Consider the following 23,178-nt stretch of genomic DNA (forward strand, 5'->3'; position numbering starts at 1 on the left):
GCTGCGAGCGGACGTCAGTTGATGACGGCCAGCACGTCGCGGGCGGACAGGATGAGGTAGTCCTCACCGTTGTACTTGACCTCGGTGCCGCCGTACTTGGAGTAGATGACGACGTCGCCGACGTTCACGTCCAGCGGGACGCGGTTGCCCTTGTCGTCGATCCGGCCCGGGCCCACGGCCAGAACCTTGCCCTCCTGGGGCTTCTCCTTGGCGGTGTCGGGGATGACGAGGCCGGAGGCGGTCGTCTCCTCGGCCTCGCTCGTCTGGACAACGATCTTGTCCTCGAGCGGCTTGATGTTCACGCTCACCGGGTTGACCTCCACGGTCGTCGAAAGCGTTGGCAGGATGTGGTTACGGCTCTACCACCCCCGCCGTCGCGGGTGCCGGGGCTGTCGGGCCGTGCGATTAGCACTCTAGCCACGTGAGTGCCAGCTTCGCAAGGAGGGTCCACCCGACGTGCCGAAAAGCCTCCCGCGATCGCTTGACCGGCGGTTTCAGGCCCCGCCGCGCCGGGCCGGGGGCGAGCCCGCGGCCGGCTCCTCCCACCGGTCCAGCCAAGCCCGCAGGTCCAGCTCCGGCACCAGCTCCCCCAGCTCGGTCAGGCCGAGCCGGGCCGCCGGCCGGAGGTGCGGGTGCCGGTCCGCCAGCGAAGCGACCAGTTCGGCCGCCGCGATCTGGGCCGCACCGCCGACCGGGCCGTTCACCACCGCCACCTGCGTCAGCCGCTTCAGCAGGTTCAGGTCGGGCTCGCCGCTCAAGGCGTCCGTGAACACCTGGTGCTCCGAGACGGCCTTCGCGACCGGCTCCACCAGCACGGCGGCACCCCGGGCGTTGGCCAGGTCCATCAGCTTGACGAACAGCTCCGCGGTCCGGAGGTCGCGCTCGAGGTCGGCCGCGGCGCTGAGCCTCGCTTCTTCGCGGCGCTTGACGCGGTAGGTCACCCAGGAGCTGACCACGGCCGACAGCACGGTCGACCCGAGCACCGACGCGACGATCGTCACCCAGAGCGGCATGACGGCACTCTAGGGCCGGACGCGCCGCGCGGGGCGGGTTTCGCCGGCTCTTACCCCCGGCGTGAGTTTCTGGTTAGGTTCTGACGTCTGGCACCTGAACCCTGGGGGTTTATGCCCATGTCCCGTCCAAGATCGGCCGCGCTCCTCGCCGCCGTCGCACTCACGACCGCCCTCGCCACTCCGGCGCACGCGGACACCACCAGTCAGCGGCAACGCGACTTCGCGGCCGCCGCCGCCGAGTTCGGTGTCCCCGAGAACGTCCTCCTCGGCGTCTCCTACCTGGAGTCCCGCTGGGACACCAACGGCGGCACGCCCAGCACGTCGGCCGGCTACGGCCCGATGCACCTCACCGACGTCCGCGAAGCCGGGGTGGCGACCAGCCACCACGACGAAGGCACCGAGGACCCCCGCGGCGACGACGCCCGCCCCGCCCGGCACCCGCAGGCCGGGCCCGCCACGCCGCCCGCCGGGCTGCAGACGGTCGACGAAGCGGCCCAGCTCACCGGCCAAAAGGCCGAGACCCTCCGCACCGATGCCACCCAGAACATCCGGGGCGGCGCCGCGCTGCTCGCGAAGTACCACGCCGGCCAGACCGGCTGGTACGACGCCGTCGCGAAGTACAGCGGGTCCACCGGGGACGCCGCGCATGCCTTCGCCGACGAGGTCTTCGAGACCGTCAAGACCGGCGTGGCCCGGACCACCGACGACGGCCAGCAGGTCACCCTCGCGGCCGCCCCGGACACCGCGGTGCCGGCGCGCGCCGGGAACCCGCCGGACGTCGAGTGCCCCCGGACCGTCGCCTGCGAATCCGTCCCCGCTCCCTACCAGGAGCTGCCGAACGACGACTACGGCAACCACGACCTCGCCGACCGGCCGAAGAGCCAGAAGATCGACCACATCGTCATCCACGACACCGAGGGCTACTGGGACAGCGTCCTCAAGCTCGCGCAGGACCCGACGTACGTGAGCTGGCACTACACCATCCGCTCGAACGACGGCCTGATCGCGCAGCACGTGCCGGCCAAGGACGTCGCCTGGCACGCGGGCAACTGGTACGTCAACGCGAAGTCCATCGGCATCGAGCACGAGGGCTTCGCCGCGAAGGGCACCTGGTACACCGAGGCGATGTACCGGTCGAGCTCGAAGCTCGTCGGCTACCTCGCGCGCAAGTACGGCATCCCGCTCGACCGGGCGCACATCATCGGCCACGACAACGTGCCGGGCACGATCCCGTCGACGATCAAGGGCATGCACTGGGACCCGGGCCCCTACTGGGACTGGTCGCACTACTTCGACCTCCTGGGCGCGCCCCTCGGCGGCTTCGGGCGGCCCGGCTCGTCGCTGGTCACCATCGACCCGGCCTTCGCGAAGAACCAGCCCGCGTTCACCGGCTGCGACAGCCCCGGCACGCCGTGCGCGCCGCGGGGCTCGGAGGCGGTCGTGCTGCACTCGGAGCCGAACGACGCTTCGCCGCTGCTGAAGGACGTCGGCCTCCACACCGACGGCTCACCGTCCACGATGGACGTCTCGGACGTCGGCAGCCGCGCGGCGACCGGGCAGCAGTACGCCGTCGCGGACGTCAGCGGCGACTGGACGGCCATCTGGTACCTCGGCCAGAAGGGCTGGTTCCACAACCCGCGCACCGCCCGCGTGGCCAAGCCCGCGATCGGCTGGGTCGTGACGCCGAAGCCGGGACTGGCGACGGTGCCGGTGTACGGCCGCGCCTACCCGGAGCCGGCGGCCTACCCGGCGAACGTGCCGGTGCAGGCCATCACGCCGTTGCCGTACACGCTGTCCGCGGGCCAGAAGTACTCGTCGGCCGGCACGGTCGGCTCCGAGTACTACTACGCGGTGACGTTCGACGCGGCCGACCACGTGGTGGTGAAGGGCAAGCTGAAGTACGTCCAGATCCAGTTCGGGCACCGGATCGCCTTCGTGAAGGCGGACGACGTCCGGCTCGTCCCGGCGTTCTAGTCCGGATCGGCGGAGGTCGCGCTCACGCGTCGAGCGCGACCTTCGCCCCCGCCGTCCGCTCGGTGTTGCGGCGCGTCTTCGCCCAGCCGTTGCGGCCGCGGACCAGCCGGAACAGCGCGCGCCACGACGTCACGTAGAACGTGTAGATGTAGGCCGCGTACGCGAAGCCGAGGCCGACGCCGCGCAGGATGTTCCGGCTGCGCAAGCACTTCAGCTGGTAGATCGGGCCCCAGACGAGGAACGGCAGGAGCCCGAACGAGCCGTAGATGGCGAAGAGGATCCAGGCGCCGCCGGTGAACCACGTCCACATCTGCGCCGGGTCGCCCGCGGTGCTCACCACCAGCAGGATGAACGGGATCGGGTACAGCAGCGAGCCGAGCAGCTGCAGCCACGGCTGGGCGAGATAGTACATCATCTCCGCCGCCCCGAGCGTGCTCAGGTGCGGCGAATCCCAGATCCGGCGCAGGTACCGCGCGCACTGCATGGTGCCCTGGCCCCACCGGGTGCGCTGCACGAGGAAGCGCCGCAGGCTGTAGAGCCCTTCCTGCGCCACGTGGGAATCCGGCGTGAAGCCGGTGCGCCAGCCGGCCGTGAGCAGGTGGACGCCGAGTTCGAAGTCCTCCAGCAGCGAGCCGCGCCACGGCTGACCCTCGGCGCCCGCGATGGAGTCCAGCGCGGTGAGCCGGGTGAACTGGCCGTTGCCGCCCATGGAGATCGTGCCGGTGAAGCCGCGGGAGGTCTGGATCGCCGCGATCGCCGTCCGGAACTCCAGGTCCTGCAGCTGCGCCAGCTTGAGGCCGAACCAGCGCCCGACCGGGTTCCGCGACGGCGGTGGCGTCCCGGCGTTGCTCATCCGGACGTCCAGCTGCACCGCGCCGATGCCCGGGTCGCCGAAGAGATGGTCCGCCGCGCAGACCTCCAGGCAGTTCGGCGCCGGGCGGCCGTCGGCGTCGACGACCACCACGACGACGTCGTCCCGCGCGGCCTCCGGGCCCATCCAGTCGTTGAGCGCGCGGTAGGCCGCGTTGAGGGCGTCGCCCTTGCCCGTCCTGGCCTCGGGCCGCGTGCGCGGCACCAGGTGCAGGTACGGGTCGTACCCGCCGTGGCGGCGCCACAGCATCCGGACGACGCGGGCGGTGCGGTCCTCCGAGTCGTCGTCGACGACCCAGACGTGCGCCTTGCGGAACGTCGTGCGCAGGTAGCGGATCGTCTCGCGGATGACCGTCTGCTCGTCGCGGCACGGCACGAAGAAGTGCCACGTGAAGTCGGCCGGGTCGCCGACCGCGGCGGGCTTGCGGCGCAGGTACGGCACCACGATCACGACGACGTAGACGAGGAACGCCACGCTCATCGTGAGCGCGAACGCCTGCGTGATGGCCAGCAGGACCTTGACGCTCATGCCTTCTTCTTCCGCGTGGCCAGCCAGACGAACAGGACCAGCGAGACGGCGCCGCCGAACACGCTGACCATCGAGCCGAGCAGCGTGTGGCCCCAGTAGTAGCCGTCGTCGGTGCCGAACTCGTGGACGAGACCGACGATCGTGAGAATGCGCAGCTGGTTCACCAGCACGACGACGAGCGCGGAAATGCCGAGCGAAAAGAAGAGCCGCTTCGCATTCGCGGGCCGGAAGTACAGCATGATCATGGTCACAACGAGCAGTGGCAGCAAAAGGAACGCCGACGAACATTCCGGCGTCATTCTCAACCCGAACGGAGTAGCGCTCGTCAACCCAAAGTAAACGGACTCGCGATCGGGGGCCACATAAACACCCGATGTAGTGATCACGTCGAGGATCGCGCCGGCGAACCGCACTTCCAGTTCGCGGTAGAACCGCTCGGCCAGCACCACGACGGCACCCGCGGCCGCCAGCGCGCTCAGCGCCATGACCAGCGGAAACCGTGCCATTCCTGCGTTCGGAGCGCTCGCTACGGCCACGACGGTCCTCTCGGTGTCGGTTCTCGGATCAAGCTGCGGACCCCGGAGCGAGCGTAAAACACGAGTGGCCCCCGCTTCTACCCGGAGGGGTGGTTTAGCGGCCCATTCGGCAGTTGTGACCGCGAACTTGCTAGGCCATCCGAGTGATACGGGAACGACCTGCGGAAACTTCGCCCGGTCATACCCGATCCGGTGATTCGGGAAATTTTCTGTGCTATTCGAGCCGCCGTTCGCGATAGTCGATTCGCGTGCCGAATCGAGGCAAGCCGGTTGATCCGCGCCGCCGTCACGCACCCCCCGATAAACTCCAGCGAATTCGGAGGACCAGTTGATGAAGAGCTCCCTCGTGCGACGCGGCGGCCTGCTCGCCGCGGTCGTGGCGAGCGTCGTGCTCGCCGGTGCCACGCCCGCTTCGGCCGCTCCCGGCGACGGGTCGGCGTACGGCGTGAACGTCGACGTGACGCTGCTCGGGCAGCCGGCGGTGAAGGCCGGGCCGCTCGCGGCCGCGAACACCGCCGGCCCGACGAGCAACAGCACGGCGACGGTGAACCTGACCGGGATCCTGACCACCGGTGTGATCAACACCGAGGCCAAGCGGGACGACAACTCCGGCGCGGTGACGGCGAAGGCCAGCACCGCGGACGTCGGCCTGCCGCTGCTCAAGGCCCTCGGGAACAACGTCGGCGCCAAGGCCGTCGAAGCGGTCTGCACGGCGACCCAGGCCGGCGTCACGGGCAGCACCACGCTGGTCGGCGCGAACCTCGGCAGCGCGGGCGCGGTCGACGCGACCCCGGCGCCGAACACCCAGGTCAAGGTGGCGATCGCCGGGATCAACGTCGCGACGATCATCCTCAACGAGCAGATCTCCAACAAGGACGGCAGCCTCACGGTCAACGCCATCCACGTGAAGCTGCTCGGCGGGGCCGTCGGCGCGCTCGGCTCCGGCGACGTCATCGTGTCCTCGGCGACCTGCGGCCCGGCCGCGCCGCCGATGCCGCTGGCGTCCGGCGCCGGCCTGTGGATCGGGCTCGGCCTGCTCGGCGCGATCGCGGTGCCGGTCGGGACGCGCATCTTCCGCCGCCGCTCCGCTCAGGCCTGAGCGAGGTCCGGATGTACAAGATGCCGGGCGCGGGTGTCGGGGTGGCCGGTGGCGGGGTGGGCACCCTCGCCGCCACCGGCGCCGACATCGGGTGGTGGCTGGCCGTCGGCGTGCTCCTGGTCCTGCTCGGGACCATCGCGCTGATCGCCGTCCACCGCCGCAACCGCCGTCTCTCCCAGGCGCGGGATTGAGATAAGGGCCGTCGGCGTGTGCCCCTCGCACGCCGGCGGCCCCCTCGGTGGAAATTTTCGGGAAAGATGGACTATGTGGATAAGGGGCACCGCGGGGTGGATGTGATGTTGCTGGCCGGTACGCGGCCCGAAGCGCTCAAGCTCGCGCCGCTGGCACTGGCGCTGGACGAGCACCCGGCCCTGCGGCCGGTCCTGGTCCACAGTGGCCAGCACCCGGGCATGGTCGAGCAGGCGCTGGAACCGTTCGGGCTGGCCGTCGACGCGTGGCTGGACGTGCCGCCGCGGGTCACCGGCGGGCAGGCGGAGCTCGTCGCCGGCCTGCTGCCCGCGCTCGACGACGTGCTGCGCCGCCACGCCCCGGCGGCGCTGGTCGTCCAGGGCGACACCACGACGACGCTCGCCGGCGCGCTGGCCGCGTTCTGGCTGGGCATCCCGGTGGTGCACCTGGAAGCCGGGCTGCGCACGCACGACCTCGCGGCGCCGTTCCCGGAGGAAGGCGCCCGCCAGATGGTGTCGCGGCTCGCCGCGCTGCACCTGGCCCCGACCCTCGGCGCGGCGGCCGAGCTGCGCGCGGAAGGCGTGGCGCGGCAACGCATCGCGGTCACCGGCAACACGGTCGTCGACGCCGTCCTGGAGATCGCGGCCCGCGACCTGCCGGCCCGTGACACGGCGCTGGCGTTGCTGGAGATGGAGATCGCCGAGGCCGGTGAACGGCTGGTGCTCGTCACGTCGCACCGCCGGGAGTCCTGGGGCGAGCCGCTCGAGCGGACGCTGGCCGCGGTGCAGCTGATCGTCGCCGAGCACCCGGACGTGCAGGTGCTGTTCCCGGCGCACCCGAACCCGGAGGTCCGTGCCCAGGTGGAGGCGGCGCTCGACGGCCTGCCGCGGGTGACGGTCACCGACCCGCTGGAGTACCCGGACCTGGTGCGCGCCCTGCGGCTGGCGTCGCTGGTGCTGACGGACTCGGGTGGCATCCAGGAGGAGGCGCCGACGTTCGGCACCCCGGTGCTGGTGCTGCGCGACGTGACCGAACGCGCCGAGGTCGTGGCGGCGGGCTGCGCGTGGCTGGTCGGCACGGACACCGAACGCATCGCCGACACGGCGGCCCGCCTGCTGAGCGGCGAGCTGCGCCCGGCCCAAGTCGGAAATCCCTACGGCGAAGGCAATGCGGCCGTGCTGGCGGTGGCGGCGATCGAGGAACTCCTGGGCGTGCGGACGGCGGCTCCCCGCCACGCCGCGGCCTCGTGAGCTCGCGCTAGAGCGAGACCACGTTCACCGGCAGCGCCGGGTTCGCGCTGAAGTCCAGTGCCGCCGTCGGGCGCTTCGCCGCCACCACGTGCGCGCCCAGCGCCGCGATCATCGCGCCGTTGTCCGTGCACAGGCGGGGGCGCGGGACGCGCAGCTCGATCCCGGCCGCCGCGCAGCGTTCGGCGGCCAGTGCGGACAGGCGCGAGTTCGCCGCCACGCCGCCGGAGATCACGAGGGTGCCGATCCCCTGCTCCTTCGCCGTGCGGACCGCCTTCATCGTCAGAACGTCCGCGACGGCCTCCTGGAACGACGCCGCGACGTCGTCCACCGGGATCTCCTCGCCGCGCCGGGCCGCGCCTTCGACCCAGCGCGCGACCGCGGTCTTCAAGCCGGAGAAGGAAAAGTCGTTCTTGGCGTCGCGCGGGCCGGTCATGCCGCGTGGGAACGCGATCGCCGCCGGGTCGCCGTTCTTCGCCGCCTTGTCGATCGGCGGGCCGCCCGGGTACGGCAGGCCCAGCACGCGGGCGACCTTGTCGTAGGCCTCGCCCGCCGCGTCGTCCACAGTGGACCCCAGCTCGGTGATCGACGACGCGATGTCGTCGACGCGCAGCAGCTGCGTGTGGCCGCCCGAAACCAGCAGCGCCAGGCACGGCGTGGGCAGCGGCCCGTGCTGCAGCGTGTCCACCGCGATGTGGCCGGCCAGGTGGTTGACGCCGTAGAGCGGCACGTCCAGCGCCGTCGCGTACGCCTTCGCCGCCGAGACGCCGACGAGCAGCGCGCCCGCCAGGCCCGGGCCGGCCGTCACCGCGATCGCGTCCACATCGGACAGTGTCAGGCCGGCCTTCTCGAAGGCACGCGTGGTCGTCGGGACCATCGCCTCCAGGTGCGCGCGGCTGGCGACCTCGGGCACCACGCCGCCGAAGCGCGCGTGCTGCTCGACGCTGGACGCCACCTCGTCGGCGAGCAGCTCGACCGTGCCGTCGTCGTGCAGGCGGACCAGGCCGACGCCGGTCTCGTCGCACGAGCTCTCGATGCCCATGATGATGCGTGACATCAGCCCGCCACCCCGTCTCGCGTCCGCGCCGGGCGGACCATCGTGTACGCGTCGGCACCGGAAGGCTGGTAGTAGCGCTTCCGGATGCCGAGCCGTTCGAAACCGTGGCTCTCGTACAGGGCGAGTGCCGTCGTGTTGTCCGTGCGGACCTCGAGGAAGACCGGCGCTTCGAACTCGTCGGCCCGCTCCAGCAGCGCTCGGAGCAGCGTCTTGCCGATGCCCTGGCCCTGGTACTCGGGCGCGACGCCGATCGTGTGCACGGTCGACTCGTACTCGCCGCGGCGGCGCCCGACGACGGCCAGCCCGGCGTAGCCGAGCAGCTCGTCGCCCTCGTCCGGGCGCGCGGCGAGGTAGAAGTGGCCCGCGTCCAGCTCGGAGTGGAACGCGCGCGACGTCCACGGGTCGTCGCCGGGGAAGAGGATCTGCTCGATCTCGACGCACCGGGGGATGTCCCGGCGGCGCAGCGGCTCGAGTCTCACCTCGCGGTCACCCGTTTCGGCGAGCTGGGCTCGGCGGCGTCCGGGCGGCGCAGGTAGAGCGGTGTCAGCGGGGCCGGCGTTTCGTTCGCCAGCAGCGCGCCGCGCGCGGCCTTCACCAGCCCGGCGGGCGAGGGGAAGCGCGGCTCGATCGGCTGGACGCCGAGCACCTCCGCGTACAGCACGGCACCGTCGCCGGCCGCCACCTTCACGTCGGTCCCGACGTCGGCGGGGCGCTGGACGTGCGGGCCGTCGGTGCGGTTCCCGGCGCCGTCGTACGCGGCCCAGTAGACCTCGCGGCGGCGCGCGTCGGTGCAGACCAGGAAGGGCCCGGCCGGGGTGACGTCCGCGGCCAGCGCGTCGAGGCTGCAGACCGGGTACACCGGGAGGCCGAGGGCGTGCCCGAACGCGGCGGCGGTCGCCATCCCGGCGCGCAGGCCGGTGAACGGACCGGGGCCGACCCCGGCGACGATCGCGCCGAGGTCCTTGAGCGCGACCCCCGCGGCTTCGGCGGCGGCCAGCGCGTGCGGCGTGATCAGCTCGCCGTGGGCGCGCGGGTCGACCGTGACGCGCTCACCGCGCGTCTCGACGCCGTCGCCGTCCACCTCGACGACGCCCGCGGTGACCGCCGGGGTCGAGGTATCGATCGCCAGTACCAACACGGTGTCCCAGCCTACGACCAGCGTCTTCGACAGGTCTCTGCAGGGGACTGATCCGCACGGTAACGTGCGGAAGGAGTCCGACTCTGGGAGGTCCCCGCGGTGCCCGCCCCCTTGTTCCCCACCCTCGCCGGCGGTTCGGGCCAGGAGGCCCTGCGTTTCGGCGACCACGTCCTCACCTACGACGACCTCGCCGCCGTGGCCGGGGGTCTCGCCGCCGAGCTGCCACCCGGCCGCGTCGCCGTCTGGGCGACCCCGACCGTGCACACGAGCGTCGCGGTCGTCGCCGCGCTGCTCGCCGGCGTGCCGGCCGTGCCGCTCAACCCGAAGATCGGCGAGCGCGAGCTCGCGCACATCCTCACCGACAGCGAGCCGCGGCTGGTGCTGGCCGAGCCGGGCGCCGAGCTGCCCCCGGCTCTCGCGGAGCTGCCCCGGCGGGACATCCCGCTGACCGGCGGGAAAGCGTTCGCCGCGGAAGAGCCGGATCCGGAGACGCCCGCGCTGATCGTCTACACGTCGGGCACGACCGGGCCGCCGAAGGGCGTCGTCCTCCCCCGCCGCGCGATCGCGGCCACGCTCGACGCCCTCGAAGACGCCTGGGGCTGGACGTCCGATGACGTCCTCGTGCACGGGCTCCCGCTGTTCCACGTGCACGGCCTGATCCTCGGCATCCTCGGGCCGCTGCGCCGCGGCGGCTCGGTGCGCCACCTCGGCCGGTTCTCGACCGAAGGCGTCGCGCGCGAGCTGGCGAACGGCGCCACCATGCTGTTCGGCGTCCCGACGATGTACCACCGCATCGCGGGCGAGGTCGGCGCCGACCCCGCGCTGGCGGCCGCGCTCAAGGGCGCGCGGCTGCTCGTGTCCGGGTCCGCGGCCCTGCCGGTGCACGACCACCAGCGGATCACCGCGGCGACCGGCCAGCAGGTCGTCGAGCGCTACGGGATGACCGAAACCCTGATGAACACCAGCGTGCGCGCCGACGGCGAGCGCAAGCCCGGCACGGTCGGCGTCCCGCTCGGCGGGGTCGACCTGCGGCTGGTCGGCGACGCCGGCGAGGTGATCGACGACCTGGAGACGGTCGGCGAGATCCAGGTGCGCGGGCCGAACCTGTTCACCGAGTACCTCAACCGCCCGGACGCGACCGCGGCCGCGTTCGACGACGGCTGGTTCCGCACCGGCGACATGGCGACGCGCGACGCCGACGGGTACGTCAAGATCGTCGGGCGCAAGGCGACCGACCTGATCAAGAGCGGCGGCTACAAGATCGGCGCGGGCGAGATCGAGAACGCGCTGCTCGAACACCCCGGCGTCGCCGAAGCCGCGGTCACCGGCGAGCCGGACGACGACCTCGGCGAGCGGATCGTCGCGTGGATCGTGCCGGACGGGCCGCCGCCGTCGGCCGAGGAGCTCGCCGACCACGTCGCGAAGCTGCTCGCGCCGCACAAGCGCCCGCGGGTCGTGCGGTACCTGGAGGCGTTGCCGCGCAACGACATGGGCAAGGTCATGAAGCGGGCGCTCGGTGTCTAGGCTGCCGGCGCGCGAAGTCGTCGGAGCGATCGCCAACGGCTTCACGGAGTTCCCCACGCCGTTGCGCGACGAGCCGGCCGACGGGCCGATCGGCTGGCCGGGTTACCGCGAAGCGCGGGCAGCGGCGGAAGAGCGCACCGGCGAGAAGGAGTCGGTCGTCTGCGGGACGGCGAAGATCGGCGACGTCGAGGCGGTGCTGATCGCGTTCGAGTTCGGGTTCCTCGGCGGGTCGCTCGGGCAGCGCACCGGCGACCGGATCGAGGCGGCGTTCGCGCACGCCCGCGACGCGCGGCTGCCGGTGGTTTCGCTGATCGCGACCGGCGGCAGCCGCATGCAGCAGGGCATGCGGGCGCTGATGCAGCTGCAGCGCGTGGCGCGGGCAGCGGCGCTGACCCGCGCGGCGGGCATCCCGCAGATCTCGGTGCTGCGCGACCCGACGACCGGTGGCGGCTGGGCCACCCTCGGCGCGGGCGCCGACGTCGTGCTCGCGCTGCCGGAGGCGCAGGTCGGGTTCGCGGGCTCGCGGGTGCGGCCGCCGGAAGCGCCGGAGGCGTACACCGCGGAGGCGAAGCTCGCGTGGGGCCAGGTCGACGCCGTCGTCACGCCGGACGAGCTGGGCACCACGCTGGAACGGTGGCTGCGGCTGCTGATCGCGCGCTCGTCGGCGGCCGCTCCCCCGCCTCTCGCGCTGCGGGCCGCTGCGCCGCCTTCGACGGGCTGGGAAGCGGTCCAGGCGGCGAGGTCACCTTCGCGAGCCCGGGCCGCGGAGTACCTCGACGCGTACTTCGACTGGCGGGAAGACATCAGCGGGGACCGCGCCGGCGGCGTCGACCCGGGTGTCGCGTGCGGCTTCGGCTGGCGCGACGGCCGGACGATCGCGTACGCCGCCCAGTGCGGCACTCCGACGTCCCCGGCGGGCTTCCGCACGGCCGCGCGGCTGGTGCGCTTGGCGTCCCGGCTGGGCTTCCCGGTGCTGACGCTGGTCGACACCCCGGGCGCGGCGAACGACGCGGCGGCCGAGCAGGCGGGCGCGGGCGCGGCGATCGCGGCGATGTTCGAGGCGGTCGCGACGGCGTCGATCCCGGTGACGACGCTGGTGATCGGCGAAGGCGGCTCGGGCGGCGCGCTGGCGTTCGCCGCGGCGGGGTCGACGTGGGTGACCCCGGACGCCTACTTCTCGGTGACGTCCCCGGAAGCCGCGGCGGCGATCCTCAAGCGCCCGGCGGCCGAGGTGCCGGACATCGCCAACCGGCTGCACCTGCGGCCTCAGGACCTGGTGGACCTGGGCGTGGCTCGCGCGGTGGTCAAGTCCTCGTGAGTGTTTAGTCGGGTTCTAACCCGACTAAACACTCACGAGGTCTTGGGGAGCTCAGGCGTGGTTGGATCTCGCGATGGGGTATCGACTCACCAGGCGAGCGGCGTTCGGTTTGGGAACCGCCGTCGTCGCCGGAAGCGTTCTGACCGGCTCTCCCGCGTTCGCGCAGGAAGCAGACATCGAGGCCAGCCCGGCCACACCGGACCGGGCCAGGCAGAGGGTGAAGCGCGTCTACGACACCGGCGCCGCTGAGGCAGGCGGTGTCTGGAACTCCTGCATCAGCGTGGCCGACCAGGTCGCCGTCGACGTGGGTTCCGACGAGATCGTCGAGGCGTACAGCGTCAACAAGGTGGCCGTCGCGGTCACCTTGCTGGACAAGGTCGACCGTGGCCTGCTCACGCTGGACCAGCAGGTCCAGGTGCCGGAGAGCATCGTCGTGCCGGGTGGCGACGGCATCATCATCCTGGACAAGGCGTACCCGAGCGCGTTCACGCTGGGCCACGTCCTTTCGCTGTTCCTCACCGTCTCGGACGACACGTGCGTCCGGCTGGTGGGGCTCGTGGTTCCGGCGGCCGAAATCAACCAGATCCTGGTGGCCAAGGGCTTCCCCAAGACCCAGGTCACGCCGGTGGCCAACCCGAACCGCTACTTCCTCGGCCAGACGACGCCGCGCGAGACCCACGACCTGTTGAAGGCGCTGGTCGCGGGCACCCTGCTGAGCCCGGCGTCGACGGAGTACCTGCTGTCCCTCCTGCGGTCGCAGGTGGCGTTCACCGACGGCATCCGCCGTGAGATGTCTTCCGTCGATCGGGCCAGGATCGCCACGAAGGCGGGCTGGCTGAACGACGGCCGCAACGAGGCGGGGATCATGTTCGACGCCGCGGGCAAGCCGGTGGTGATCTACTCGATGTTCGCGCACGGCCAAGCGAACCCGGAGGACTTCGGCGCCACGCACCCGGTCCGGCAGGCCACCGCGAAGATGGGGCCGAAGTTCCTGCGCGCGGTCGACAAGATCGCGGGCGCCGGCACCCGGGCGTTCCGGGCACCGGCCTACCAGCCGTCCAACGGCGGCTGAGCGCAGTTAGCTCGTGAGTGTTTAGTCGGGTTCTAACCCGACTAAACACTCACGAGGTCTTGGCGAGCTCCGGAGTGCGGTCGGCCCAGGTGCCGTGGGGTTCGAGGGTGAGCTCGCGGACGTCGTCCTCGCGGCGGTCCAGCCGGACCACCAGGTAGTCGTCCGAGAGCCGCTCCGCGGACCCCTCGCCCCACTCGACCACGATCGCCGAGCGCTCCAGGTCCGTGTCCAGGTCCAGGTCGTCGAGCTGGGACAGGTCGCCGCCGAGGCGGTACGCGTCCACGTGCACCAGGGGCACGCCCGCGGTGCCGGCCGGGTGGACGCGGGCCAGCACGAACGTCGGGGAGCTGACCCGGCCGCCGACGCCGAGGCCGTCGGCGATGCCGCGGGTCAGCGTCGTCTTGCCCGCGCCGAGCGGGCCGGCCAGGAGGACCAGGTCACCCGCGCGCAGCGCGCGACCGAGGGCCCGCCCGAAGTCCATGGTCTCTTCGGGCGTGGGAAACACCATGCTCAACGCTGCCACCACCAGTTTCGCCGGGACGAGTCTTCGCCGTCCACACCGGAACAGCGTTGCAGAAGATCGATCAGGTGGCTGTTCACCACCTCGGGTTGCTCGAGCTGGACCATGTGGCCGGCGCCGCGGACGCGCACGAGCTCCGCGTCGGGCAGCTCGGCCGCGATCCGCTCGGCGTGCGCGAACGGCGTGAACCGGTCCGAGTCGCCGCCGATGACCAGCACTTGCGCGTGCTTCAGCCCGGCGAGCGCGGCGTACCGGTTGTGGCTGCCGAGCGTGTCGACGAAGTTGACGAGCCCGCGCACCGGCGTCACTTCGAGCATCTCGAGCATGAAGTCGACGAGCCGGGGCGCGACGTCGCGGCTGCCGAACGCCAGCCGCCGCACGGCCTGGCGCGTCAACTGCCCGCCCGCCGCGCGGACGAACTCCACCAGCCCGGGCTGCCAGCCCGCGAGACCGCCGGCGGCGCGAGTCAGCGGGTTGTACTTCGAGAGCAGCGAGCGCGGCAACCCGCGTGCGCCCACTTCGCCCGCCGCCGTCGCGATGAAGGCGACCCCGCAGACGCGATCTTCGAAGAGCGAAGGGAACTCGGCGGCCAGCTCCATGATCACCATGCCGCCCATCGAGTGCCCCATCAGCACGATGGGCCCCTCCGGCACCACGGACCGCAGCACGACGTCGAGGTCGCGCGCCAGCTGCTCGATGGTCGACGTCTCCGTCGAAGCCGCGCCGGAAAGGCCGTGGCCGCGGTGGTCGTAGTACACCTGACGCACGCGAGGCAGCCGCAACGAAGCGAGGTCGCGGCGCTGGAAGTGCCAGCAGCGCCGCGAAAGCGCGAAGCCGTGCACCCCCACGACGGTCAGTTCCGGCTTGCCCCCGTCTTCCGGGTCGATCTCTTCGACCGAAAGCGGTGTGCCGTCCTCGGCCGCGACCGTCGACGTGCGGTCCGGCTTCAGCTCCCCCAGCGGCTCGTCCACGTACGGATCCTCACTGTGCCGCCGCTGCTGCGCGGCGACGATTGCGGCGGCGGCAGTCCCGGTGGCGATCGCCCCGACGCCCCCGGCGATGGCCAGCAGTCGTCGTGAAGGTGTCACGAGCGGTCCCCCAGATACCGGCGCCGCACCCGCGGCCGGTACATCGAAGTCACGATCTCGTAGTCGATGGTGCCCAGCTTGTCGGCCCATTCGCGGGCCGTCGGCTCGCCCAGCGACCCCGGCCCGAAGAGCACGACCTCGTCGCCGACCGCCGGTTCGAAGTCGCCGCAGTCGACGACCAGCTGGTCCATGCAGACCCGCCCGGCCACCGGCCGCCGCTGCCCGCCGAGCCAGACGTCCATCCGGCCGGACAGCGACCGCGGGACGCCGTCGGCGTACCCGGTCGGCACCAGCGCCAGGTTCGTGTCGCGCGGGGTGGTCCAGGTGTGCCCGTAGGACACCGATTCGCCGGCCTCGACCCGCTTGACCAGCACGACCGAGGACCGGAACGTCATGGCCGGGCGCAGGTCTTCGGCCTGCGGCACCGGGTTGAGCCCGTACATCGCGATGCCGGGCCGGACGATGTCGAAGTGCAGGTCCGGGCGGGTGAGCAGGGCCGCGGAGTTCGCCAGGTGCCGCTTCGGGTCGAGCCCGGCGGCGCGGGCGGCGTCGTAGGCCTCTTCGAACCGCTTCGCCTGGTGGTCGGTCGCCGGGTGTCCCGGCTCGTCCGCGCACGCGAGGTGGGACCAGATCGCGACGACGTCGACGCGCGGTTCGGCGGCCGCCGCTTCGACCAGCTCGGCCCACGCGGCGGGCGGGCAGCCGTTGCGCGAGAGCCCGGTGTCGATTTTGAGATGCACACGCGCCTGAGTACCCGCTGGAACGGCGGCCGCGATGCGGCGTAGCTCACCCAGCGAGCTGACGGCGAGGTCGATGCCGGCCTCGACGCCCGGCGCGAAGTCGACGTCCGGGGCGTCCAGCCAGCTGAACAGGCGGGTCGTGATCCCGGCCTCGCGCAGAGCGAGGGCTTCGCCGAGCGAGCAGGTGCCGAGCCAGCTCGCGCCGGCCTCGACCGCGGCGCGCGCCACCGGCAGCGCGCCGTGGCCGTAGGCGTCGGCCTTCACCACGGCCATCACCTCGGCGCCGGGCGCGCGGGCGCCCAGCAGCGCGAGGTTGTGGCGGATCGCGCCGAGGTCGATGTCGACCTGGGCGCGAGGACTGCGCTCATGGGGAAAACTGGAGGTCATAACGCCCTCCAGTTTCCCATGACCCGAGGTCAGGGCAGGCGCAGCCCGGACGTGGTGGAGAACACGTGCAGCGCGTCGGGGCGGATCCGCAGGTGGAGCGTGTCGCCCATGGCGGGCGGCGTGCGCGGGTCGACCCGGGCGACGACGTTGGACTTGTTGTCGTCGGCGTCGGTCTCGGCGAGCTTGCCGTAGACGTAGGCGTCCGAGCCGAGCTCCTCGACCAGGTCCACCTTGACCGGCAGGGTGCCGTCCTCGCCGGTGGCGACCTCGAGGGCCTCCGGCCGGAAGCCGAGGGTCACCGTGTCGCCGTCGGCCGCGGCGATGGTCTCGCGGGTCAGCGGCACGCGCGCGCCACCCACCTCGGCACCGTCGGCCGTCAGCTTCGCGGTGACGAGGTTCATCGCGGGCGAGCCGATGAAGCCGGCGACGAAAGCGTTTGCGGGCCGGTCGTACAGGGCGCGCGGGGTGTCGCACTGCTGGAGCAGGCCGTCCGACAGCACGGCGACGCGGTCACCCATCGTCATGGCCTCGACCTGGTCGTGCGTGACGTACACGGTGGTGACGCCGAGGCGGCGCTGCAGCGCGGCGATCTGCGTGCGCGTCGACACGCGCAGCTTCGCGTCGAGGTTCGACAGCGGCTCGTCCATCAGGAAGACCTGCGGCTCGCGCACGATCGCGCGGCCCATCGCGACGCGCTGGCGCTGACCACCGGAGAGCGCCTTCGGCTTGCGGTCGAGGTAGTCGACGATGTCGAGCAGCTTCGCGGCCTCGAGGACCTTCTGCTTGATCTCGGACGCGGGGCGCCCGGCGATCTTCAGCGCGAAGCCCATGTTCTGCGCGACCGTCATGTGCGGGTACAGCGCGTAGTTCTGGAACACCATCGCGATGTCCCGCGAGCGCGGCGGCAGCTGCGTGACGTCGCGGTCGCCGATCCAGACGGCGCCGTCGTCGATGTCCTCGAGGCCGGCGAGCATGCGCAGGCTGGTCGACTTGCCGCAGCCGGACGGGCCGACCAGCACCAGGAACTCGCCGTCGGCGATTTCCAGGTCCAGCGCGTCGACCGCGGGGCGCTCCGAACCGGCGTAGCGCCGGGTCGCCTTGTCGTAGGTGATGGAAGCCATCGGTCAGTCCTCTCCGAGATTCCGCCGGACCCCGTACGCCGCTTCGCGGGCTTCGAGGTGGCGCTGCTGGATCCGGTGGCCCGCGGCGCGCTGCGCCTCGGTCGGCTCGTCCAGCTCGAGCGCTTTTTTGTTCTCTTGCCAGGACGGGGGTTCCGCGCTGGAAGTCAGGGCCCACGCCGCCTGCCGCGCCGCGCCGATGGCGACGTACTCGGCGACTTCGGGCAGCTGCACGGGCACGCCGAACACCAGCGGCGCGACGGCGCGGACGGCGGCCGACTGCGCGCCGCCGCCGATCAGCAGCACGCGGCGGACGTCGAGGCCGTGCGCGCGGACCGCGTCGAGCCCGGCGGCGAGGCCGCAGAGCATGCCCTCGACGGCGCTGCGCGCGAGGTTCTGCGGGGTCATGTTGGCCCTGGTCAGGCCGCTCAGCGAGCCGGTGGCGTCCGGCAGGTTCGGGGTGCGCTCGCCGTCCAGGTAGGGCAGGAACGTGAGGCCCTCGGCGCCGGGCTCGCCGTCCAGCGCGAGCCGGTCGAACTCGCTCAGCGTGGCGCCGAGCATCGACGCCGTGGCGGTGAGCACGCGGGCGGCGTTGAGGGTGCAGGCGAGCGGCAGGAACCGGCCGGTGGCGTCGGCGAACCCGGCGACCTCGCCGGTGGCGTCGGCCGCGCCGGTCTCGGCGACGCCGAACACGGTGCCGCTGGTGCCGAGCGACACGACGACGTCGCCGGCCCGCAGTTCGAGCCCGAGCGCGGCGGCCATGTTGTCGCCGGTGCCCGCCGAGACGAGCACGCCGTCGGAGGTGTGGCCGGCGGCCTGGGCCGGGCCGAGCACGGCGGGCAGCTCCGGCGTCCGGCCACCGAAGGCGTGGCTCAGGACGTCGAGGCGGTAGGCGTTGTCGGACGGCGAGAAGTAGCCGGTGCCGGACGCGTCGCCGCGGTCGGTGACCGGGTCGCCGCCGGTGAGCTTCCAGGTCAGCCAGTCGTGCGGCAGCAGCACGCGCGCGACGCGATCGGCCAGCTTCGGCTCGTGGTCGGCCAGCCAGCGCAGCTTCGTCACGGTGAAGCTGGCGACGGGCACCGAGCCGACGGACTTGGCCCAGACGGACGGCCCGCCGAGCTCGTCGATGAGGTCGAGTGCCGACTGCGCGGAGCGGGTGTCGTTCCACAGCAGCGCGGGCCGGACGACCTCGCCGTCCTCGTCGAGGGTGACCATGCCGTGCTGCTGCCCGCCGACGCCGATGGCCTTGACGTCGTCGAGCAGGCCCTTCGTGGCATCTCGGAAGGCGTCCCACCAGGCGGCGGGGTCGACCTCGGTGCCCTCGGGGTGCGGCGCGCGGCCGGTGCGGACGATTTCGCCGGTTTCGGCGTCGCACACGACGACCTTGGTCGACTGCGTGGACGAGTCGATGCCGGCGACCAGCTCAGCTGTCATAGGGCTGCCCCTCTGCGACGTGTTCGACGATCTCGATCGAGGTCCCCGCGTTGAGCGCGGCCTCGATCTCCTCGGTGGGCGTGGCTTCGCCGGTGATCAGCAGGTCGTAGTCGCCGACGTCACCGTGCGCGTAGGTCGCGGTGCGGCCGAACTTCGAGTGGTCGACGACGAGGACGTTGTGGTTGGCGACCTTGAGCGCCGCCTTCTTCAGCTCGGCGTAGTCGCGATCCGGGTGGAAGAGCCGCCCGACCGCGACCGCGGTGACCGAGACGAAGGAGACGTCGGCGCGGATCGAGTCGAGCAGGTTCAGGACCTCGGGACCGGCGCAGGAGTCGTACTCGTGGGAGTAGCGGCCGCCGGCGAGCACGACGTCGACCTTCGTCCCCAGTACGCGCGCGGCCTGCAGCGAGTTCGTCACGACGGTGAGGCCGCCGATCTCCGCGAGCCGCTTGACCAGCGGGAGGAGCGTGGTGGAGTCGTCGACGAAGACGGTCTGCCCGGGGTGGACGTGCTTCGCGGCGGCGTCGCCGAGAGCGTCCTTCTCGCCGTGGTGGAGGGTGTCGCGGAAGCGGGCGGCGGACTCGATGGTGAGCGCCGGGTAGGCCTCGACCTTGCCGCGCAGCTTGCGCAGGAGCCGGCGTTCGGCCAGGTCGTCGAGGTCGCGGTGCATGGTCATGAGGCTGACCTTGAAGCGCGCGGTCAGGTCGTCGATCCGCGCTTCGCCCTCCTCGATGACGTGGTCGAGGATCTCCTGCCGCCGCTGCTCGACGGCAGCGTCGGACGGCCGGGTCTTCCGGTCTCCGGGTGCTGTGCCGCCGCTCACACGGCATTCTTACCAGATTTGACGGCGGGAGTTAACAGAGAACTCGATATCTCTTCTCAAGACGTCAAGGAGCGGATCGCGCGGATCGCCTCCGGGATCGCGTGGACCAGCACGGACGACGACGTCGGGGCGTTCTGGGCCGCGATCGCGCCCGCCAGCGAGTGGACGTGGGCCGCGGCCGCCGCGGCCAGCCAGGGGTCGAGGCCCGCGGCCAGCAGGGCGCCGAGCAGGCCCGACAGCACGTCGCCCGAGCCCGGCGTCGCCAGCCAGGCACCGCGCGGGGTATTGACCGCCGCACGGCCGTCGGGCGCGGCCACCACCGTCACGTGCCCCTTCAGCAGCACCACGGCGTCGTACTTCTTCGCCGCTTCGCGCGCCGCCGTCACGCGGTCGGCGCCCGGCTTGCGGCCCATCAGACGCTCGTACTCGCCCGCGTGCGGCGTCAGCACCAGCGGTGTGTCCGGGTCACGGGCGTCGAGGACCTCGGGGGACTTCGCGATGATCGTCGTCGCATCGGCGTCCGCGCAGACCGGCAGGCCCTGACCGAGGACGTACCGGACGACGTCGCGGCCCTCCGAGCCGGTGCCGATGCCGGGGCCGACCGCCCACGCCTGGACCCGGCCGGCGTCCGCGACCGTGCCCGTGGCGATGACCTCCGGCCACTGCGCCCGGACGACGTCGGCCGCGTGGCCCGCGTACCGGACCATGCCCGCCGTCGCGCGCACCGCCGCGCCCGCGGTCAGCACCGCCGCGCCCGGGTACGTCGCCGAGCCCGCCGCGACGCCGACCACGCCCTGGCTGTACTTGTCGTCCTCCGGGCCGGGCACCGGCCAGGCCGCGGCGACGTCCACGATGTCGAGCCGATGCAGGTCGGGGTCCGCCAGTTCGAGGCCGATGTCGACCAGCACGACCTCGCCGCAGTGGGCGGGCGCGAGCGCGTGGACCGGCTTGAGCGCGCCGAAGGTCACCGTGCGGGCCGCCTTCACCGCCGGCCCGTCGACCGCGCCGGTGTCCGGGTCGACGCCGCTGGGCAGGTCGACCGCCACGATCGGCGCTTCGACCAGCTCGACGAGCCGGGCCGCGTCGGGGCGCAGCGCGCCCTTGCCGGAGATGCCGATGATCCCGTCCACGACGACGTCGGCCTTCGCGATCCACTGTGGACCGTCTTCGGCGGGCACCGCGCGGCCACCGGCTCGCTTGAGCGCTTTCAGACCGGCGGCGTGGGTCTTCTCGGGCTTGAGCAGGATCGCCGTCACGGCGACACCACGTTTGCGCAGGAACGCCCCGGCCCAGAGCGCGTCGCCGCCGTTGTCGCCCGAGCCGACCAGGAGCACGACCCGGCGGCCGGACACTCCGCCGGTGTGGTCTTCGAGGAAGTCCGCGACGTGCACGGCGAGCCCGAAAGACGCCCGCCGCATCAGCTCGCCATCGGGCGTGACGGCGAACGCCCGCCCCTCCGCCTCGCGAATCCGTTCCGTGGTCCAGATTCCCTGCACGGCGGGGCCTCCCGCTTACTCGACGGTGACGGACTTCGCCAGGTTACGCGGCTTGTCGACGTCGTACCCGCGGGCGCGGGCGATCTCCGCGGCCAGCACCTGCAGCGGCACCGTGGACACCAGCGGCTGCAGCAGCGTCGGCACCGCGGGGACCTCGATGAGCTCGTCGGCGAACGGCCGGACGGTCTCGTCGCCCTCTTCGGCGATTACGATCGTGCGGGCGCCGCGCGCCTGGATCTCACTGATGTTCGACACGAGCTTCGAGTGCAGCACCGCGCGTCCCTTGGGCGACGGCATCACGACGACGACCGGCAGGCCGTCCTCGATCAGCGCGATCGGGCCGTGCTTGAGCTCGCCGGCCGCGAAGCCCTCGGCGTGCATGTAGGCGAGTTCCTTGAGCTTGAGCGCGCCTTCGAGCGCGACCGGGAACCCGACGTGGCGCCCGAGGAACAGCACGGCCTTCGAGTCCGCGATCCGGCGGCCGAGGTCACGCACCTGGTCCACAGTGGACAGTACCTTTTGGACGGCCGCGGGCATGGCCTCGAGCTCGGCGAACTCGCGCGCGACCTCGTCCGGGTACTTGGTGCCGCGGGCCTGCGCCAGCGCCAGGCCGACCAGGTAGTTCGCCGCGATCTGGGCGAGGAACGCCTTCGTCGAGGCGACGCCGATCTCGGGTCCGGCGTGCGTGTAGAGGACGGCGTCGGACTCGCGCGGGATCTGCGCGCCGTTGGTGTTGCAGACGGCGAGGACGCGCGCCTTCTGCTCACGCGCGTGCCGGACGGCTTCGAGCGTGTCCGCCGTCTCGCCGGACTGGGACACGGCGACGACCAGCGTGTCGCGGTCGAGGACCGGGTCGCGGTAGCGGAACTCGGACGCCAGCTCGACCTCGACCGGCAGGCGCGTCCAGTGCTCGATGGCGTACTTGGCGACCAGCCCGGAGTGGTAGGCGGACCCGCAGGCGATGACGAAGACCTTGTCGACGTCGCGGAGGTCCTGGTCGGAGATGCGCTGCTCGTCCAGGATGATGCGGCCGGACTCGAAGTGCCCGCGCAGCGTGTTGGCCAGCGCCTCGGGCTGCTCCTCGATCTCCTTGAGCATGAAGTACTCGTGGCCGCCCTTTTCGGCGGCGCTGAGGTCCCAGTCGACGGTGAACGGCTTGGCCTGGGCGGCGTCGCCGTGGAAGTCGCGGACGTCGTAGCCCTCGCGCGTGATGACGACGAGCTGATCCTGCCCGAGCTCGACGGCTTCCCGGGTGTGCTCGATGAACGCGGCGACGTCGGAGGCGACGAAGTGCTCCCCGTCCCCGACCCCGACGACCAGCGGCGACGACCGCCGCGCGGCCACGATCGTGTCCGGCTCGTCGGCGTGCGTCACGACCAGCGTGAAGGCCCCTTCGAGCCGGCGGCAGACGGCGGCGACGCTGGCGGCGAGATCACCCTTGGTGTCGCCTTCGGCGTAGGCGCGGGCGACGAGGTGCGCGGCGGTCTCGCTGTCGGTGTCACTGGCCATCTCGACACCGACGGCCTCGAGCTCGGCCCGGAGAGCGGCGAAGTTCTCGATGATGCCGTTGTGCACGATGGCGACGCGCTGCGAGCCGTCCCGGTGCGGGTGCGAGTTGCGGTCGACGGGCGCGCCGTGGGTGGCCCAGCGGGTGTGCCCCATGCCGGCTGTCCCGGCGAAGGCGTCCCGCCCGACCTTTTCGAGCTCGGCCTCCAGGTTGGCGAGCCGGCCGGCCTTGCGCTCGACGGTCAGCGCACCGGCCCCGTCGAGCACCGCGACGCCGGCCGAGTCGTAACCGCGGTACTCCATGCGCCGGAGCCCACCGAGGACGACGTCCAGAGCCGGGCGGTGCCCGACATATCCCACGATTCCACACACGCGCACCAGCCTAACGAGGGATGTTCGGCGGGTTGATGGGGTGTGGGATGGGGGGTTGACCTGGTCTTTCTTGGGGTTCGGTGGTTCGGACCAATACGGGTTCACCCACACGTGTGCTCGGGTGTACC

22 protein-coding genes are annotated in these 23,178 nt (G+C 72.2%); 7 read left to right on the top strand and 15 right to left on the bottom strand.

The window, feature by feature from the left end; genetic code table 11:
- Positions 1-14: 14 nt before the first annotated feature.
- Both groES and SD460_RS02345 read right to left on the bottom strand, forming a co-directional pair.
- The gene (gene groES, locus SD460_RS02340) at positions 15-308 is read right to left on the bottom strand and encodes a co-chaperone GroES (RefSeq protein WP_004559922.1); all 294 of its coding nucleotides are present in this window, start codon (positions 306-308) and stop codon (positions 15-17) included.
- A 186-nt stretch (positions 309-494) separates the two neighbouring features.
- The gene (locus SD460_RS02345; protein WP_290056703.1) at positions 495-1,013 is read right to left on the bottom strand and encodes a hypothetical protein; all 519 of its coding nucleotides are present in this window, start codon (positions 1,011-1,013) and stop codon (positions 495-497) included.
- Between the two features lie 117 nt (positions 1,014-1,130).
- Between SD460_RS02345 and SD460_RS02350 the strand changes: the two genes are divergently transcribed.
- Entirely contained in the window at positions 1,131-2,987 is a 1,857-nt protein-coding gene (locus SD460_RS02350; RefSeq protein WP_438860623.1) for an N-acetylmuramoyl-L-alanine amidase, read from the top strand.
- 22 nt (positions 2,988-3,009) lie between these two features.
- Here the strand turns inward: SD460_RS02350 and SD460_RS02355 are convergent, their stop codons facing one another.
- Entirely contained in the window at positions 3,010-4,386 is a 1,377-nt protein-coding gene (locus SD460_RS02355) for an XrtP-associated glycosyltransferase (protein ID WP_318305876.1), read from the bottom strand.
- Positions 4,383-4,871: an exosortase P gene (gene xrtP / locus SD460_RS02360; protein WP_290056720.1), complete on the bottom strand. Its 489-nt coding sequence runs from the start codon at positions 4,869-4,871 to the stop codon at positions 4,383-4,385. Before xrtP ends, SD460_RS02355 begins: the two co-directional genes overlap by 4 nt.
- Before the next feature lie 382 nt (positions 4,872-5,253).
- Here xrtP and SD460_RS02365 point away from each other — a divergent pair, with 382 nt between their 5' ends.
- The 3 genes from SD460_RS02365 to wecB all read left to right on the top strand — a co-directional run bounded on the left by SD460_RS02365 (position 5,254) and on the right by wecB (position 7,460).
- Positions 5,254-6,021 (top strand): choice-of-anchor protein CoaP, encoded by a 768-nt coding sequence (locus tag SD460_RS02365; protein ID WP_290056707.1) that lies wholly within the window; start codon positions 5,254-5,256, stop codon positions 6,019-6,021.
- An 11-nt stretch (positions 6,022-6,032) separates the two neighbouring features.
- The gene (locus SD460_RS02370; RefSeq protein ID WP_318305877.1) at positions 6,033-6,212 is read left to right on the top strand and encodes an LAXTG motif-containing small protein; all 180 of its coding nucleotides are present in this window, start codon (positions 6,033-6,035) and stop codon (positions 6,210-6,212) included.
- A 96-nt stretch (positions 6,213-6,308) separates the two neighbouring features.
- Positions 6,309-7,460, top strand: coding sequence for a non-hydrolyzing UDP-N-acetylglucosamine 2-epimerase (wecB, locus tag SD460_RS02375; protein ID WP_290056709.1), 1,152 nt, complete (start codon positions 6,309-6,311; stop codon positions 7,458-7,460).
- A 7-nt stretch (positions 7,461-7,467) separates the two neighbouring features.
- Here the strand turns inward: wecB and tsaD are convergent, their stop codons facing one another.
- From tsaD to tsaB, 3 genes are read right to left on the bottom strand one after another with little or no spacing between them, the layout of a single operon-like run.
- Positions 7,468-8,514, bottom strand: a complete 1,047-nt coding sequence (gene tsaD, locus SD460_RS02380) for a tRNA (adenosine(37)-N6)-threonylcarbamoyltransferase complex transferase subunit TsaD (RefSeq protein ID WP_290056710.1) — start codon at positions 8,512-8,514, stop codon at positions 7,468-7,470.
- Positions 8,514-8,993 carry a ribosomal protein S18-alanine N-acetyltransferase gene (rimI, locus tag SD460_RS02385; RefSeq protein WP_290056711.1) on the bottom strand — a complete coding sequence of 160 codons (480 nt, stop codon included), beginning with the start codon at positions 8,991-8,993 and terminating at the stop codon, positions 8,514-8,516. Before rimI ends, tsaD begins: the two co-directional genes overlap by 1 nt.
- Positions 8,990-9,652 carry a tRNA (adenosine(37)-N6)-threonylcarbamoyltransferase complex dimerization subunit type 1 TsaB gene (gene tsaB / locus SD460_RS02390; RefSeq protein ID WP_290056712.1) on the bottom strand — a complete coding sequence of 221 codons (663 nt, stop codon included), beginning with the start codon at positions 9,650-9,652 and terminating at the stop codon, positions 8,990-8,992. Before tsaB ends, rimI begins: the two co-directional genes overlap by 4 nt.
- Before the next feature lie 99 nt (positions 9,653-9,751).
- On the opposite strand from tsaB, the gene SD460_RS02395 reads away from it, so the two are divergent.
- The 3 genes from SD460_RS02395 (at position 9,752) to SD460_RS02405 (ending at position 13,566) form a co-directional block, all read left to right on the top strand.
- A complete protein-coding gene (locus tag SD460_RS02395; RefSeq protein ID WP_290056713.1) occupies positions 9,752-11,176 on the top strand; it encodes an acyl-CoA synthetase in 1,425 nt (474 codons plus the stop codon).
- Positions 11,169-12,494, top strand: a complete 1,326-nt coding sequence (locus SD460_RS02400) for a carboxyl transferase domain-containing protein (RefSeq protein WP_290056714.1) — start codon at positions 11,169-11,171, stop codon at positions 12,492-12,494. Before SD460_RS02395 ends, SD460_RS02400 begins: the two co-directional genes overlap by 8 nt.
- 109 nt (positions 12,495-12,603) lie before the next feature.
- Positions 12,604-13,566 (top strand): serine hydrolase, encoded by a 963-nt coding sequence (locus SD460_RS02405; RefSeq protein ID WP_438860624.1) that lies wholly within the window; start codon positions 12,604-12,606, stop codon positions 13,564-13,566.
- A gap of 49 nt (positions 13,567-13,615) precedes the next feature.
- Here SD460_RS02405 and tsaE read toward each other — a convergent pair whose 3' ends face one another.
- From tsaE to glmS, 8 genes are read right to left on the bottom strand one after another with little or no spacing between them, the layout of a single operon-like run.
- Positions 13,616-14,074 (bottom strand): tRNA (adenosine(37)-N6)-threonylcarbamoyltransferase complex ATPase subunit type 1 TsaE, encoded by a 459-nt coding sequence (tsaE, locus tag SD460_RS02410; RefSeq protein WP_438860823.1) that lies wholly within the window; start codon positions 14,072-14,074, stop codon positions 13,616-13,618.
- 2 nt (positions 14,075-14,076) lie between these two features.
- Positions 14,077-15,174, bottom strand: coding sequence for an alpha/beta fold hydrolase (locus SD460_RS02415; RefSeq protein WP_290056717.1), 1,098 nt, complete (start codon positions 15,172-15,174; stop codon positions 14,077-14,079).
- On the bottom strand, positions 15,171-16,301 hold the full coding sequence (alr, locus tag SD460_RS02420) for an alanine racemase (protein WP_318305879.1): 1,131 nt from the start codon (positions 16,299-16,301) through the stop codon (positions 15,171-15,173). Before alr ends, SD460_RS02415 begins: the two co-directional genes overlap by 4 nt.
- A 29-nt stretch (positions 16,302-16,330) precedes the next feature.
- The gene (locus tag SD460_RS02425; RefSeq protein WP_290058907.1) at positions 16,331-17,422 is read right to left on the bottom strand and encodes an ABC transporter ATP-binding protein; all 1,092 of its coding nucleotides are present in this window, start codon (positions 17,420-17,422) and stop codon (positions 16,331-16,333) included.
- A 3-nt stretch (positions 17,423-17,425) separates the two neighbouring features.
- Positions 17,426-18,853, bottom strand: a complete 1,428-nt coding sequence (gene xylB / locus SD460_RS02430; RefSeq protein WP_290058908.1) for a xylulokinase — start codon at positions 18,851-18,853, stop codon at positions 17,426-17,428.
- Positions 18,843-19,676 carry a DeoR/GlpR family DNA-binding transcription regulator gene (locus tag SD460_RS02435; RefSeq protein WP_318305880.1) on the bottom strand — a complete coding sequence of 278 codons (834 nt, stop codon included), beginning with the start codon at positions 19,674-19,676 and terminating at the stop codon, positions 18,843-18,845. The genes xylB and SD460_RS02435 overlap by 11 nt, the downstream gene beginning before the upstream one ends.
- A 56-nt stretch (positions 19,677-19,732) precedes the next feature.
- Positions 19,733-21,172: an NAD(P)H-hydrate dehydratase gene (locus tag SD460_RS02440; protein WP_290058910.1), complete on the bottom strand. Its 1,440-nt coding sequence runs from the start codon at positions 21,170-21,172 to the stop codon at positions 19,733-19,735.
- Between the two features lie 15 nt (positions 21,173-21,187).
- Entirely contained in the window at positions 21,188-23,050 is a 1,863-nt protein-coding gene (gene glmS / locus SD460_RS02445; RefSeq protein WP_290058911.1) for a glutamine--fructose-6-phosphate transaminase (isomerizing), read from the bottom strand.
- Positions 23,051-23,178 lie beyond the last annotated feature (128 nt).

It is taken from the genome of Amycolatopsis solani (genome assembly GCF_033441515.1).
GTDB lineage: Bacteria > Actinomycetota > Actinomycetes > Mycobacteriales > Pseudonocardiaceae > Amycolatopsis > Amycolatopsis solani.